The organism is Paraburkholderia mimosarum LMG 23256 = NBRC 106338, from assembly GCF_000739815.1.
In the GTDB taxonomy this organism is placed as follows: Bacteria; Pseudomonadota; Gammaproteobacteria; order Burkholderiales; family Burkholderiaceae; genus Paraburkholderia; species Paraburkholderia mimosarum.
The window spans coordinates 1-14366 of the sequence record NZ_BBJJ01000065.1 but is presented as its reverse complement, the minus strand read 5'-3'; the positions used below and the strand labels follow the sequence as shown (position 1 = coordinate 14366).

Genomic DNA, 14366 nt, shown 5'->3' with positions numbered 1-14366 from the left:
ACTGTCCTGCCGGTCGACCTAATCAAACTCGTTGCCAAGCCGCGCCGGGCATCGCCTCCTAGCCACCGCGTTCTGCTCGAGAGCGAGTCAACGGCGCTGTCAGCTTGCAGTCGTTACCTCCCATCGCTTTTCCTTCCGTGCAAAAGGAAGCCATTGTGGATACTGCTGCGGTAGGGCAGGCTTGCGCCCTTGGCTCTCGTGCAGGCGCCTGCAGGGAAAAAGGCGGAATGGTGCAGTTTTTATTGATCTTTCGAGGACAAGTCCCTCGATATTCCGCCAAAGTCAGTCGGCGTTGTCGCCATCCGGCTTCGTCAAGCAATGCTCGAGGGAACACGTCATGAATCAACTACGTTGCGGCGTCGCCGCCATTGGCCGCGCAGCCTGCCGACGATTCCGCACCTCCCCCTCATCAAAAGGGTGCCGGTCGTGCCGACCCGGCTTTCATGGGAGGAGAAAGCCGCTTTCCCACTCGTCCAACGTTTGCAGGCAATCCTGTCATAGGCGGGGAACGTAACAGGGTGGGCCAACCGCAACCAACACCGCTTTCTTATCGCAGCGACTCGCCGCGGCCATTGCGGTTCGTCGAGCGGTATCGTCGATCCGCTAATGTCGCTGATCCGGCGGGCTGCGGCACGGGCCCGCCGGGGGGACTGAGTTCAGTCTCGCAGGCTGTCGGGATAGCCAGGTTCGCCTGGCTAGTCGAGGTAACCCGCCAACTGTCTGAGCAGTTCTTCGCTGAACTTCGGCGCAAGGTTCGCCGTATCGCCTACGCTCAGAATCTGGAAACCTTCGCTCGCGACCTCTTTGGTCGCTGGTAACGCCGACATTGCGGGGCGCGCCGGTACCGGAGTTACGGATTGAAGGTATGGTGACCGCGCGTGCTGCGTTGACTCGCCAAGAAGCGCCGCCTCGGCCAGCGACCTGATTACCATTGCGCGTTCGCGAGCCGTGGCGCAGCGGCTCAAACGATCGTAGAGCAGTGGCGAGACAAGAGGGTTGATCGTGACCGCCATCTCGTATTTGTCGCTCATGCCGCACCCCGTTCACGCGCGAGTCCAGCTTCGCCAACGATGAGGAATCCGCGCGCGTTTGCCAGGCAGGGCGAGTCAATCCGCTCGATAAAGGCGCGCGGGAACGCCCGACGGATCGCCGGGCCGTAGAGCGCTGCACCGCCGCCCGAAAGAATGATCGAGCGTATGTCGTGCAAGCGGCCGACGTCGTTTTGCATTTCGATCGCAACGCCGGCCATGACGGGAGCGGCGCGCTCGACATACGGCGCGAGATCGATTTTTCTGCCATAGAAGTAAAACGGCGCCCTCTCGCGCAGCGCCTTGTCGATACGCTCGATGTCGTCGACTTGTTCGCCTTCGTCGCGTGAAATGAGCTTCGCGATCCGCTGGCAAACTTGTGATGCACCACCAGGAATGCCACCACTGCGGTTTTCGTCCATCTTGAAGCCGTTCGCGTAAATCCAGTCCGTCGTGTAATAGCCCACGTCGACAAGTAAGTGCGAATCGTCGCGTCCAAAGTCGCCGCCACGGGCGCTAGCCGCAAGCACGAGCGAACCCAGAGGCTGCGGGATCACCACAACCTTCTCGACCACGACGCGGCCATGGCCAAAATCGAATTCGCCGACGAATTGCTGCTTCAATTCCGCCGAATACCTTTCCATATTGTGAACTGACAGACCTAGGACAAGACGCTCAATGTGGGTAACTCCGGCGAAATGGACTGCGCCAAAGAGCAACGCAGCATAGTTGTCTGTCGATACATAGTCGTCTGTGAGCGCGCGACCTGTTCTGCCGTATGCCGCCGTGATCGGTACATCCGGGCCAACTTCGTATTCGATGTCCTCGACCGTGATCTTCGCGACCTTGCGCGCGGAGAAGACACGCTCGCTGTAAGCCGAAAGCGTGCGGCTTGCGGCCAGCGGAGCGAGCGAGGGAAATATGCCAGTGGCGACAGAGCCACTGGCAGTGCGGTATGCATACTTCGTGTTGCCGTAGCCGACATCAACGGCGAAAACGGGAGTTTTCAAGTTAGGGGCCCTTTAGCGTGGATTTAGCCAGGTTGAGCAAGAAGTCGGAGATGAGCGCCTTGGTTCGCTTCGTTTTCCCACGAAACTCGGACTTGCGGCCGCGCCTGCTTCGTGATGCGTGGCGATCGACGAGTGACTCCGAATCTGCTGCATTCAGTCTATCGAGCACGACGGGAGGGGAAGTCGGCGAATGCTCACGGGAATGGGGGGTCTTTCAGTCACTCTGGCCGTTTGCTGCCGTCTCCAGCATCCAGCCTCGAACTTCCGGGATAACCACACGCTCAACTGCATCCGTGGCGGTCAATAACCGGAGCCATCGAAAAAACGGGCGGGAGCCATCTCGCGAGACGCGAGTCCGCCCGTGCAGCAGCGTGGAAACTGCGAAACTGCGAGCGAGTCTCCGATATCGTCGGCCGCCACACCCACCAGTCGCCCCTCCCGCCAATCAACCGCGCAGGCGCGCGGCCCCGGCTAGCGAATGCTTTTTCGGGCCGTACCGAACGCCGCGCAACTCCTGGGCCTCGGGAATAATTCCAGATTGCCTGCAAGCACCGGGCGCGGCTCAGTTGACATCAGCCACACGCGCGACTGGCAACCGCGAAAGGGGCCCGTTGGTGCGTCGCTCGTGATGAGCGTTGATTCCAGACAGAGGGCTGTTCCTGCTGACAGCGTTCACTCCGAAATCAAGCTCCGACCGTTCGGGGCACTATCGGCACTCCCCCCGCAGACCGGCACATTTCATCACTGGCCGCCCAGCTAATGTGCCCATCTGCGTTTGGAGCTTTCGGCTGAGGACCGCAAGCCAGTAGTACCGCCGTCGCACGGCCATCGACAAACGGACCAGCCAACCCGACGATGATCCGCCGACAATCATCAGGAAGGGGCGACGACCACGATGGAATAACCACCGACACCCCGGTCGACCGGCCAAGCTGCTGACACTATCTACGGCCCAGACCTTTACGGGGCGGCGTAGTGTTTTCCGTTCGACCGTCGGGGCTGGACGGGGCCGCTCTGAGCCGGCTCCGCGCACTATGACCCGCCATAATCCTCTCGTGCGTCAATCTCCTACTCGCCATGTCGAGGGCAGTCAAAAAACACGTCTCCAACGTTGCAAGGTGGGGTAGCAATTCGTCCAGGTCTGGAATCTCTACTCGTAAGGACCTTTTGTCGCGTGCCAAGCGGACCCGTGCCGTGGTTGGCGTGACTTTTGGAATCCGGTCAAAAATTGCAAACTCGAGAATGTCGTCTACTGCCGCGTAACCCATGCCTACGGCCTCACGCACTCGCGAGACGAACATGGCTGTGCCAATCCTATCGATAGCATTCAGCAACAGCCCACCGATACGAAAGCTGATGTGCCGTGCCCCGCCCATTGCCTCAACGACTTCTGTCGGAATGCGCGTCAGAGCAATCACTCTTGAAACGGTCGACTCGGAAACGCCCAGAGATTTCGCTAGATCACTTTGCGACGACCATAGCCGCCTCGTGAGCATGTCTTTGTAAAAGGAGCCCAGCTCATAGTGCGAAGCGCCGCTAGCGCGCATATCTCTATGAGCCTCTCGGGCGGCTACCCTGTTTGATACCGGTTTGAAAGTGTCCTTCGGATCCGTGTTCATGGAAGCTTGGTAACCTTAAGTTAGGGGCAGGCGCAGCACGCGATACGCTCTTTCAGCGAAGCCCGTATGGGAACTTTCAAACCAAGCCTAACACCACCGGCTGGCAGGCATTCCGGCGAAAAGTACTCGAAAAAGTGCCCAATCCGCCTTTAGGCCTCCGTTTCGGCGCCACAATAGAAACGTACCTTGGGCGTCCCTGAGCACAGTGAGCTTGCGTCGAAAATCGAACTGTGCAACTTTTGGCAGTCTCTGGCCCGACGTTGGCATCGAATACGGGCCAAAATCCGGTCAAAAGCTATATGAAAACCCACACCATTTCGGCTTTTGCCGTGCATGCGCCTGCGCGAAAACACCCCACCGCACGCCATAATTCGTTTAAAAACATGAATGTAGGTTGCCCGTCAATGTGTGCAATGTTTGCAATGACGCTGGGACTCACCCGAAGGCCAAACTCCAGCCGACAGCTTGACCAAGGTAGCACCGTTCCAGCTCAGCCGGTGAACTCTCGCCGGGCTGAAGCCCGGTGCTTCTGCGCCTCGCGACGCATGATTCCTGCTTCGTAGCAGACTGCCTGACCTACGCCGCAAGGCGTGGATCTGGTCTTACATTCGCTCCACAGGCAACTTCCGGCGTCCCACCGGTCGTTCTGCTGTTCCTGCGTCGAAACGCAATGCGCTTTTGAGGTTTTCCGACAGAGAAGGCTCCGTCCCGCAATGCCTTGATTCCACGGGACCTGATGTTGATCCCCGCGTTATGGTCAGCATGCAGTGTGAAACCGCAGCGCACACAGATAAACCGCCCGCCATGCCGGCTATCTGCGTGGATGTGCCCGCATCGGGAACATCCTCTCGATGTATTGGGGGCCGGCACCTTGCCGACCAGCTTGTTCTGTCTCGCGGCCTTGTAGCGAAGAAACACGTCGATCCTCCCCCAGCACGAAGCGAGGATCTTCCGGTTCAGTTCGGCCTTGGCGCTTGCCCCGTTTTTCAGCCATTTCCCCGTGCCCGCGTCTTTCACGGCCTTCGGGCGCCGGCTCATGTTCCGGATCTTCAGATCCTCGAGCACAAAGAAGCGCGCTTGGCTGTGGACGAGCCTGTACGTGAGCTGATGCGCGAAGTCGTTGCGCACGCGCGTGGCATAGTCCCGCCGGCGCGCGATCCGTGCGGCTAGCTTGCGGCGGTTCGCGGAGCCTTTCTGAGAGCGCACCATGCGCCGCTGATACCGCTTTGCTCCCACCTCCTTGCGCCTCATGCGTTCGACGCTCACAGGATCGAAGTGAAACTGCGCCCCCTCGCTCGTCGCGACACAGTTGTCAGTCACATTGCGGTCAAGTCCGAGCGTGATCCCGGCCAGCGTCGCGTCGTCGAGCGCGTTCAGCTCGTAAGCCAGTTCGTGCGGCTCGCGCAGGATGACATTGCTCGCGTGCTCGTAGCAGAAACTTACGAACCATCGGCCCGCGACATTGCGAACGACAATGCTCTTTGGCACTGCGAACGGACGATGCGCCAGGAATGGCAACGTGCCGACGGGATCGGCCTTCGTGCCCAGTTCGATGGCCGCTCCCGCGTCGGTCTGAACGAAGCGGAACAGTTCGGCCGTCACGTGGACGCTGTTGAAGTCCCTGCGGGTCCGGCGCCGCGGTGCCTTGCCGAGCTTCTTCAGCTGTCGTTGTTTGGCGCCCATCCAGCGTACCGCACCGTTGCGCAGAATCTGGCTTGGTACCTCGTACAGCCAGGGGGTGAGTACCCGGTCTTTGAAGTGCGAATAGGCCTGGTCGAGCGGCGTTTGGACCTGCACGTTCCCCGAGGCTATCTCGAGTCGGCGTTGTGCCGAGAACAGCCGATCTTCGCTCACCTTGCCGTTGTAAATGGAACGCTGACAGCCAATCCAGCGCGCGAGCGTCGACGCCAGTCCCGCATCGGGATAGGCTCGGAAACGAACGCCGGACTGGAGCAAGGAAGACATGTCAGTACTGTACATCCATACATATCTATGTCAAGCCTCAACGAGCCACCGCGGCGTCAAACGGGAACCTCCGGTTCGCCGCCTATCCTTCCTCTCCGTGAACGAGGAGGATTGCCGGCTATCTTGTTCACCCGGCAGACCGCTGAAGCTCCCTACAACCACCGTAGAAGCACTGGCAGCACAACTGGAACGACAAACGCGGTGAATACTCCGTTCAGGCCCATGCCGAGCCCCGAAAAAGCGCCCATCTCCTCGCTCACCTGAAAGGCACGCGCGGTGCCAATGCCATGTGACGCCACGCCGATTGCAAAGCCACGCACATCAGGCTCGCGCACACGCAAGAGATCGAGGATCCAGCGCGCGCTCACGGCCCCAAACACACCCGTCGAGATGACGAGCACGGCGGTGAGAGAAGGAATACCGCCTACCTTCTGGGCGACGGCCATCGCGATGGGCGTTGTGACAGACTTCGGCGCGAGCGAGGCAAGCGTTTGATGCGAGGCGCCCAAGAGCTTCGCGACGCCCACTGCCGAGACGATCGCCGTGAGCGAGCCGGCAACGAGACCTGCGAGGAGCGGCAGCGCGCCGCGCTTGAGCTTCTCCCACTGGCGATACAGCGGCAATGCGAGCGCGACCGTTGCGGGGCCCAGCAGGAAGTGCACGAACTGCGCGCCCTCGAAATACGTGCGATATGGCGTATCGGTGATCTTGAGCGCGGCGACGACGAGCGCCACGGCGATCAGCACCGGGTTCGCGAGCGGATTGTGCCTCGCGCGCGCGTAGATATTGATAGCGATGAGATAGGCGACGAGCGTCACCGTCAAGCCGAGCAGCGGCGTGGCGGCGAGATAGACCCAGATCGCGTCGAGCTTCGTGATGGGCAGGTGAGTGTTCACGATGTGCCCTCCCCGGCCGATGCGCCGCGGCGCTGGCGGCGCAGCAGCGCGCGCGTGACGAGCGCCGTCACGGCGATGCCGAGCGTCGTGCTCACGACGAGGCTCGCGATCACGGCGAGCGCCTCTCCCCTCACCGCCTGCGCGGAGACCATGATGCCCACGCCCGCCGGAATGAAGAGCAGCGATAGATGGCGCAACAATTCGAGCGCGGTCGGCTCGATGGCCTCCACGGCGGCGGGCCGCATCATCGCGAAAGCGAACAGCAGCAGCATGCCGATCACGGGGCCGGGCACGGGCAGCGAGAAAACGTACGACACGCTCTCGCCGAGACACTGGAAGATCAGGAGGGCGGCTAGGGAACGAAGCATGGCTGAGGGTCGAGCGAGGCTGGGAATGTGCGCCGCGCGCGCAGTGTAGCCCAACGGCGCGTGAAGCGCAGGGAATGATCCTTCCCGCGGAGGGCGCCCGGCTCGGGCGGATCTCGATGCCCGTCGGCTAAAATGTGCGCCCCGGCCGCTACCGCCATCGCCTGCCAACGACGCTCCCGCTTTCGTGAATTCCTCGCCCGCCCGAACCGATGCCGCCGCTAACGCGCCCCAGTCCGCCGCACACCGGCGTGCGCTGCGCGTCGCCCTCGTCTGCAACACCGCCTGGGCGATCTATACCTATCGGCGGGGCCTGGTGCGTGCGCTGACCGATGCCGGCGCACAGGTCACCGTGATTGCGCCGCGCGACCGTACCTTCGAGCCGCTCGCCGCCATGGGCTGCCGCTGCGTCGAACTGCCGGTCGCCTCGAAGGGCACGAACCCGCTCGACGATCTGCGCACCCTGCTCGCGCTCTATCGCCACTATCGCGCGCTCAAGCCCGACGTCGTGTTCCATTACACGATCAAGCCGAACATCTACGGGTCGATTGCTGCCTGGCTCGCGCGCACGCCCTCGGTGGCAGTCACGACGGGGCTCGGCTACGTGTTCATCCAGAAGAGCCGCGCCGCGCAGGTTGCCAAGCGGCTGTATCGCTTTGCGTTCCGCTTCCCGCGCGAAGTGTGGTTCCTCAATCGGGACGATGAAGCCGCCTTCAAGGAAGGCAACCTCCTGGCGCACCCCGAGCGCGCGAGGCTGCTGCACGGCGAAGGCGTCGATCTCGAAGACTTCCCTTTCACGCCGCTGCCCGAGCGCGAAGCGTTTGCTTTCGTTCTGATCGGCCGGCTGCTCTGGGACAAGGGCGTGGGCGAGTACGTCGAAGCTGCACGCACGCTGCGCGTGCGCTATCCGCACGCGCGCTTCAGGCTGCTCGGGCCGGTAGGCGTAGACAACCCGAGCGCCATCTCGCGCGACGAGGTCGCGGCGTGGGAACGTGAAGGCGTGATCGAATATCTTGGCGAGACGGCCGACGTGCGTCCCTATATCGCCGATGCAGACTGTGTCGTGCTGCCCTCGTATCGCGAAGGCGTGCCGCGCACACTGATGGAAGCGAGTGCGATGGGCCGCCCCATCGTCGCCACCAACGTGCCCGGCTGCCGCGAAGTGGTCGCCGATGGCGTGAACGGCCTGCTGTGCGAAGCGCGCGACACCGCTTCGCTCGGCGCCAGCCTCGCGCGCATGCTGGACCTCGACGGGGCGGCGCGCGCCGCGATGGCGGAGCGCGGTCGAAAAAAAATCGAGAAAGAATTCGATGAACGCGTTGTGGTACAACGCTACAGGGAACTGATCCGGGAAATTACCGGATCGACTTTTTGATCGAGTCTGGATCTCACGGGAACGAACACGGCATGACTGCGACGAATTCAAAAGGCACCATTCTCGTTACCGGCGGCGCGGGCTACATCGGCTCGCACACGTGCGTCGAGTTGCTCAATGGCGGCTATGACGTGGTCGCCATCGATAATCTCGTGAACAGCCGCAGTGAATCGCTCAAGCGCGTGGAGCAGATCACCGGCAAGCCGGTCGCGTTCTACGAAGCCGACGTGCGCGACGCCGCCGCACTCTCACGCATTTTCGAGGCACACCGCATCACCGGCGTGATCCATTTCGCTGCGCTCAAGGCCGTGGGCGAATCGGTGGCGAAGCCCATCGAGTATTACCGCAACAACGTCGACGGACTGCTCGTGGTGCTCGACGTGATGCGCCAGCACGGCGTGAAGCAGTTCGTGTTCAGCTCTTCGGCCACGGTGTATGGCATGCCCGAGCGGTCGCCGATCGACGAGACGTTTCCGCTCTCGGCGACGAATCCGTATGGCCAGTCGAAGCTCATGGCCGAGCAGATTCTGCGCGACGTCGAGATCTCGGACCCGTCGTGGCGTATTGCGGTGCTGCGCTACTTCAATCCGGTGGGCGCGCATGAAAGCGGGCTGATCGGCGAAGACCCGGCCGGCATTCCGAACAATCTCATGCCGTATGTCGCGCAAGTGGCGGTGGGCAAGCTCGAGAAGCTGCGCGTGTTCGGCGGCGATTATCCAACTCCCGACGGTACGGGCGTGCGCGACTATATCCATGTGGTCGATCTCGCGAAGGGCCACCTCAAGGCGCTCGATGCGCTTGCCTCGCGCCGCGAAGGCTTTGTCGTGAATCTGGGTACTGGACGCGGCTATAGTGTGCTGGAAGTCGTGAAGGCGTTTGAACAGGCATCGGGCAGGCCCGTGCCGTTTGAGATCGTCGCGCGTCGGCCAGGCGACATCGCTGAGTGCTATGCGAATCCGGTTGCTGCGGTAAAGGTCATTGGGTGGAAGGCGGAGTTCGGGATCGAGCGCATGTGTGTGGATCACTGGCGCTGGCAGGAGAGGAATCCGCGGGGGTTTGAGACAGGCAAGTAACGGCGGCGCCAGACGCCGTTCGCAGAGTACGAGGACAATCTGTCCTCGCACTCACTCCTCGATATCAGCCGGCTGCTCGTGCCGACGTTGCACCGACACTCTCTAGTTTCGGTGCGCTCGTCGGCTGATATTCGGGCACCCAGCGGCGCAAATCCCGGCGCACCTCATCATCTGTGGGCACGCGGTGCTGCATTAGCCATGGCAGCAATTCATCGAGCAGGTTCTCTGGCACTTCACGCGCACGCGCGATACGCAATTTGGGATGCGGGGTACGCGTCGTGGTTTCATCGTCGGCGAGCAGTTCTTCATACAGCTTTTCACCGGGCCGCAATCCAGTAAAGGCGATGCGGATATGCTCATCGCTGAAACCGTAGAGACGAATCAGATCGCGCGCGAGATCGACAATCTTGACCGGTTTGCCCATGTCGAGTATGAAAATCTCGCCGCCGTGTCCCATGCTTGAGGCCTGCAGCACGAGCTGTGACGCCTCGGGAATCGTCATAAAAAAGCGAGTGATCTCCGGATGCGTGACCGTGACCGGGCCGCCCCTCGCAATCTGCTGCTGGAACTTGGGAATCACGCTTCCCGCGCTACCCAGCACGTTGCCGAAACGCACCGTCTCGAACTGGGTGCGCTCACTCGTCTGTTGCATCGCCTGACAGGCCATCTCCGCGAGACGCTTGCTTGCGCCCATCACGTTCGTCGGGTTGACCGCCTTGTCCGTCGAAATGAGCACAAAATGACGGACTTGGTGCTTGATCGCCGCACGCGCCACGCGATATGTGCCGAGCACGTTATTACGAATCGCCTGCCACGCGTTGAGTTCCTCCATCAGCGGTACGTGCTTGTATGCGGCAGCGTGGAACACAATGTGGGGTGTGTAGCGCGCCATTACCTGGTCGAGCAGCAGCGCGTCCTTCGCGTCGCCAATGATGGGCACCAGCGAAAGCTCAGGGAAACGCTCACGGACTTCTTCCGTAAGCCGGTACATAGCGTATTCGGACAGATCGAGGGCAACGAGTTGCGCGGGCGCGAACCGCAGAATCTGGCGGCAGAGTTCCGAACCGATCGAGCCGCCTGCCCCGGTCACCATGACCACACGCCCGCCAAGGAGCGCCTCGACGTGTGGCGTATCGATGTTGACGGCATCGCGGCCAAGCAGGTCTTCGAGATCAATGTTGCGGACCTGTGAAAGAAAGCCTTGGCCCGGCGTCAGCTCTCTCAATACAGGCAGCATCAGCGCCTTCACGCCCGCGCGCAGACACCGCGAGGCGACATGCCGTTGCACTTCTGCCGATGCTGAAGGAATGGCGATGATGGCGAACTCGCAGCGCAGCGTGGTGGCCCAGTGTTCGATGTCGCCGATGGGCCCCAGCACCTTGTATCCGTAGATCTCGCGTCCCTGCTTTGCCGGATCGTCATCGAGCAGACCCACGAGGCGCCATTCCGCCGAGCGCGACAGCTCACGCGCGAGACTCGCGCCGGCCCCACCCGCGCCTACAACGATGACGGGCTTGCCCTGCGCGACGAGACCACCGTAGAGATAGAATTCCTTGGTCGTGCGATAGAGTGCGCGCGCGCCGCCCATCATGAAAAACAGCAAAAGCGGTGAAACGATCAGCACTGAACGCGGAACGATCGGTGACGGCTGCAACATGAGCGAGGCCACCATCGTGATTAGCGCGGCAGAGACGATCGCCTTCGAAATGCGCAGAAGATCAGGCAGGCTCGCGAAGACCCACATTCCGCGGTACAGGCCGAAGATGCGGAACATGACAGCGTAGATGGGCAAGACCCACATGAGGTTGGCGACGGCGCCGTGCCAGAATTCCGTCGGAACTGACGCATTGAAACGTAAAAGATAGGCTGTCAGCCATGCGGCGACAACCGCGCCAACATCAAATAAGAAGGCGCTGAACGATAGCCACGAGGCCTTATTGCGGAGCATCAGCGTTCGACCTTGGTTTTTTTGGTGAGGGACTCAAAACGGCGCCAGCGCATATCGACTGCCGCGCCCATCAGAACAAGTATCACAGCCCAACCTGCAACAATCCCCCACTGCAGTCCGGTGGACAATGACAAGCCGAAAAGAGCAAGCATTATGCCCGCAAACATGACCAGATACCACGACAGCGCCGTTGCTGCATGACCGGTCCCGAGGCGAACCATGCGTTGATAGTAGTGTTCGCGATGCGCTTGCCAAAACTTTTCGCCGCGCAGGAGCCGACGAATGAGGGTAACGGAGGCATCGCCAATAAAGGGCGAGAACACCAGCGCCGGAAACCAGATTGGCCACGCGCCGCTGCGCCAGCCCCAGTAGCCAAACGCGCCGGCGAGGAAGCCCATCGGGATCGATCCGGCATCGCCAAGAAAGATTTTCGCCGGATGGAAATTGAAGAGCAAAAATCCCCCCGCCGCCCCGGCAACCGCAGCGCACGCCCAGCTCAGCTCGTGCGTCTGCGCCGGCCCAATCAGCGCGGCAATGGCGTACGCGCCGAAGCCGAACATCGCCATGCCGCCTGCCAGGCCGTCCGATCCATCCATGAAATTGTAAAGATTGACCAGCCACAACATCAAGAATGCCAACCCAGTGAGGATCCACCAGGGAACCGGGGCCGGATAGACAATGATCAGCGTCAGTACCGCGACGAGATGAGCCGCAAAGCGCACGCGCGCGGGCAAGCCGCGGCGGTCATCGATCTGCGAAACCGCAGCCAGAAACGCAACTCCAGCAGCGATCAGCCATAGCGATGGGGCTAGAACCAAAACCGCGAGTACGATGACAGGCATCGTGCCCCAGCCGCCCACGCGCGGCGTCGGGCGCTTGTGAAGCGAACGCTCGTTCGGGATATCCGTAGCAAGGCGCCACGCAAGACCAGTCTTCAGCAGAACTCCAAGCACCGCCGCGCACAACGCGGCACAAATAACTGCGGTGGTCGCGGCGCATAGGGATATCGATATCGGTGCGCGTAACATCTGATTCAGTACTCTCAGTTAGATTCCATGCGTAGAGCGATACCAGTGCGCCGTCGCGGCAAGTCCGTCGTCCAGGGTATAAGGAGCGCTCCATCGGAGCGTCTCGCGAATATGCGAATCGTCGACTCTCAGGCTCTTCGTCAGCCGATCCAGTTGCGCACCGCGCCCCGTCAGCGCGCCCGCCGCGCGCAGCAGCGATGGCGGTACCGCCAGGAGCCGCGCGGGGCGGTCCAGATGGCGTCCTAGTACGCGCAGCAGTCCGGCTACCGACAGGTCTTGATCGTCACGAACGTAGAAGCAGCCATTCGCGGCACGCGGGTCGGTAGCGCAGTGCATTAGCGCGTCCGCGAGATTTCCTACGTAGACCAGGCTACGGCGCGCATCCACCGCCCCAAGCGGTAACGGCAGGCGCCGCCACAGGGCATTCATCATCTGAAGAAAATTCGCGCCGACCTCCGGCCCATAAACGAGCGGCGGCCGCACAATCACGATTTCGAGACCACTGCGTTCGCCATATTGCCAGAGCGCCTCCTCCGCCTGCAGTTTCGAGATGCCATACGCGTCATCAGGGGCCGCCGGCATGGATTCGGAGAGCGGTGCGCCACCGTCGAATTCGGCGGCCGCCTTCACGCTGCTCACAAACACCATGCGCCGCGCGCCGCGTTCACGGGCGGCGTGCGCCACCCGCAAGGTGCCTTCGACGTTTGTCGCGCGAAAAGCGGCGAGCGGATCCGCCGCGGTGTCGTTCATTACGTGCACGCGCGCCGCGAGGTGCACAACGCAATCGGGTATGAGCTCGCGCGGCCATGCCTCGCCGAGGCCAGCGAAGTCTGCCCCGCCATGGCTCCACTCGCACTGTGCACCGGCAGACGTACCGGCACGCCGTACGAGTGCTGTTACGTCATGGTTGTTGGCCGCTAGGGTGCGACACACCGAGCGGCCGATAAAACCGTTGGCGCCGGTGACAAGGATGCTGCTCACAGCCACTTCCATCCAAAACGATTGAAGAACTTGAAAGCCGATGTCACAAACATGCGAATGTGTGCAAATCCCTTTCGCGAAGCGCCGCCGCCGTGGTGCAGCACGCGCACCGATGGCACGTAAGCAACGCGTGCCACGTCATGCGTCCTCAGACTCAGGTCGTAGTCCTCAAAATACAGAAAATAACGAGGGTCAAAACCGCTGAGCCTTTTCAGCACGTCCGATCTGAACAGCATGAAACAGCCGCTCACGATCGGCGGGTCCCAGACTGTGTCGCGGCCGTTTATCCTGGCGCGCATTTCATAGCGCGCGAGGCGGCGCGCGAACAGGCGCCGCATCGATGTGGGCAGGAAGCCGCGCACCAACAGGTCGATCAGGGTCGGATACTGGCGACAGAGGAACTGCATCTCACCATCATCATCGAATATCGCGGGGCTCAGCAACCCCGCGTCGGGATGTGCCTCCATGAATTCGATCGCCTTCGCGAGCGCGTCCGGATGAATATCGATATCGGGGTTGAGGATCAGGTGATAGCGACCTAGAGGCTGCGTGATCGCGAGATTGTGTCCGCGTCCGTAACCGATGTTCCCGTGCCCGGCGATCAACGTGTGGTGGACTCCGGCGCGCGCGAGCGCTTCGAGACTTTCCCGTATATCGGGCAGGCCGCCGTTATCTATCAAGTAAAGGTGGAACGCCCCGCTCTCTGTACGCATCGCAAACGCATCTATGGCGGCCGCGAGACTGGCCAGCGTACGTGCCAGTAGCATCCGATCGGGTCGAAATACGACCACCGATGCAGATATTTCGAAGGGGTTACCGCGTGGGACAGCGTTCATTGTCGTCCGATGGCGCTCCAGCCCGGAACAGCCGATAGTGATGGATTGACTGAAGACATCGGACTCTATTTTGCCACCCTCGATGAGGAGCGATCACAGTATGTCCCTGTATGGCAACTGAGAAAGCAGACCGAACAGCTTATTCCACCGTCACCGACTTCGCGAGATTGCGCGGCTTGTCGACATCGGTGCCGCGCGCGCAGGCCGTGTGATACGCGAGCAGCTGCAGCGGCACGACGTGG

At 61.5% G+C, this 14366-nt stretch carries 11 protein-coding genes; 2 read left to right on the top strand and 9 right to left on the bottom strand.

Features of this window, described 5'->3' with window-relative positions; all coding sequences use genetic code 11:
• Positions 1 to 695: 695 nt before the first annotated feature.
• The 5 genes from BMI01S_RS29640 to BMI01S_RS29615 all read right to left on the bottom strand — a co-directional run bounded on the left by BMI01S_RS29640 (position 696) and on the right by BMI01S_RS29615 (position 6886).
• Positions 696 to 1031 (bottom strand): hypothetical protein, encoded by a 336-nt coding sequence (locus BMI01S_RS29640; protein ID WP_028232241.1) that lies wholly within the window; start codon positions 1029 to 1031, stop codon positions 696 to 698.
• Positions 1028 to 2038 carry a PRTRC system protein D gene (locus BMI01S_RS29635; protein WP_028232240.1) on the bottom strand — a complete coding sequence of 337 codons (1011 nt, stop codon included), beginning with the start codon at positions 2036 to 2038 and terminating at the stop codon, positions 1028 to 1030. Before BMI01S_RS29635 ends, BMI01S_RS29640 begins: the two co-directional genes overlap by 4 nt.
• Before the next feature lie 2195 nt (positions 2039 to 4233).
• Positions 4234 to 5622 carry an RNA-guided endonuclease InsQ/TnpB family protein gene (locus tag BMI01S_RS29625; RefSeq protein WP_051381518.1) on the bottom strand — a complete coding sequence of 463 codons (1389 nt, stop codon included), beginning with the start codon at positions 5620 to 5622 and terminating at the stop codon, positions 4234 to 4236.
• Between the two features lie 152 nt (positions 5623 to 5774).
• A complete protein-coding gene (locus BMI01S_RS29620; protein ID WP_244145432.1) occupies positions 5775 to 6518 on the bottom strand; it encodes an LrgB family protein in 744 nt (247 codons plus the stop codon).
• On the bottom strand, positions 6515 to 6886 hold the full coding sequence (locus BMI01S_RS29615) for a CidA/LrgA family protein (protein WP_028232239.1): 372 nt from the start codon (positions 6884 to 6886) through the stop codon (positions 6515 to 6517). The genes BMI01S_RS29620 and BMI01S_RS29615 overlap by 4 nt, the downstream gene beginning before the upstream one ends.
• Positions 6887 to 7139: 253 nt before the next feature.
• Between BMI01S_RS29615 and BMI01S_RS29610 the strand changes: the two genes are divergently transcribed.
• Positions 7140 to 8258 carry a glycosyltransferase family 4 protein gene (locus BMI01S_RS29610; RefSeq protein ID WP_028232238.1) on the top strand — a complete coding sequence of 373 codons (1119 nt, stop codon included), beginning with the start codon at positions 7140 to 7142 and terminating at the stop codon, positions 8256 to 8258.
• A gap of 32 nt (positions 8259 to 8290) precedes the next feature.
• Entirely contained in the window at positions 8291 to 9331 is a 1041-nt protein-coding gene (galE, locus tag BMI01S_RS29605) for a UDP-glucose 4-epimerase GalE (RefSeq protein ID WP_028232237.1), read from the top strand.
• Positions 9332 to 9395: 64 nt separating this feature from the next.
• Here galE and BMI01S_RS29600 read toward each other — a convergent pair whose 3' ends face one another.
• Genes BMI01S_RS29600 through BMI01S_RS29585 form a run of 4 tightly spaced genes read right to left on the bottom strand, consistent with a single transcriptional unit; the run spans position 9396 to position 14055 of the window.
• The gene (locus BMI01S_RS29600; RefSeq protein WP_028232236.1) at positions 9396 to 11279 is read right to left on the bottom strand and encodes a polysaccharide biosynthesis protein; all 1884 of its coding nucleotides are present in this window, start codon (positions 11277 to 11279) and stop codon (positions 9396 to 9398) included.
• Entirely contained in the window at positions 11279 to 12307 is a 1029-nt protein-coding gene (locus BMI01S_RS29595; protein WP_028232235.1) for an MraY family glycosyltransferase, read from the bottom strand. Before BMI01S_RS29595 ends, BMI01S_RS29600 begins: the two co-directional genes overlap by 1 nt.
• An 18-nt stretch (positions 12308 to 12325) precedes the next feature.
• A complete protein-coding gene (locus BMI01S_RS29590; RefSeq protein WP_028232234.1) occupies positions 12326 to 13288 on the bottom strand; it encodes a UDP-glucose 4-epimerase family protein in 963 nt (320 codons plus the stop codon).
• On the bottom strand, positions 13285 to 14055 hold the full coding sequence (locus BMI01S_RS29585) for a glycosyltransferase family 2 protein (protein ID WP_244145431.1): 771 nt from the start codon (positions 14053 to 14055) through the stop codon (positions 13285 to 13287). Before BMI01S_RS29585 ends, BMI01S_RS29590 begins: the two co-directional genes overlap by 4 nt.
• Between the last annotated feature and the right edge of the window lie 311 nt (positions 14056 to 14366).

Coding starts and splice junctions, on each gene's coding strand:
- BMI01S_RS29585 (WP_244145431.1), bottom strand. CDS start 14,055: ATGCTACTGGCACGTACGCTGGCCAGTCTCGCGGCCGCCATAGATGCG.
- BMI01S_RS29615 (WP_028232239.1), bottom strand. CDS start 6,886: ATGCTTCGTTCCCTAGCCGCCCTCCTGATCTTCCAGTGTCTCGGCGAG.
- BMI01S_RS29595 (WP_028232235.1), bottom strand. CDS start 12,307: ATGTTACGCGCACCGATATCGATATCCCTATGCGCCGCGACCACCGCA.
- galE (WP_028232237.1), top strand. CDS start 8,291: ATGACTGCGACGAATTCAAAAGGCACCATTCTCGTTACCGGCGGCGCG.
- BMI01S_RS29640 (WP_028232241.1), bottom strand. CDS start 1,031: ATGAGCGACAAATACGAGATGGCGGTCACGATCAACCCTCTTGTCTCG.
- BMI01S_RS29600 (WP_028232236.1), bottom strand. CDS start 11,279: ATGCTCCGCAATAAGGCCTCGTGGCTATCGTTCAGCGCCTTCTTATTT.
- BMI01S_RS29625 (WP_051381518.1), bottom strand. CDS start 5,622: ATGTCTTCCTTGCTCCAGTCCGGCGTTCGTTTCCGAGCCTATCCCGAT.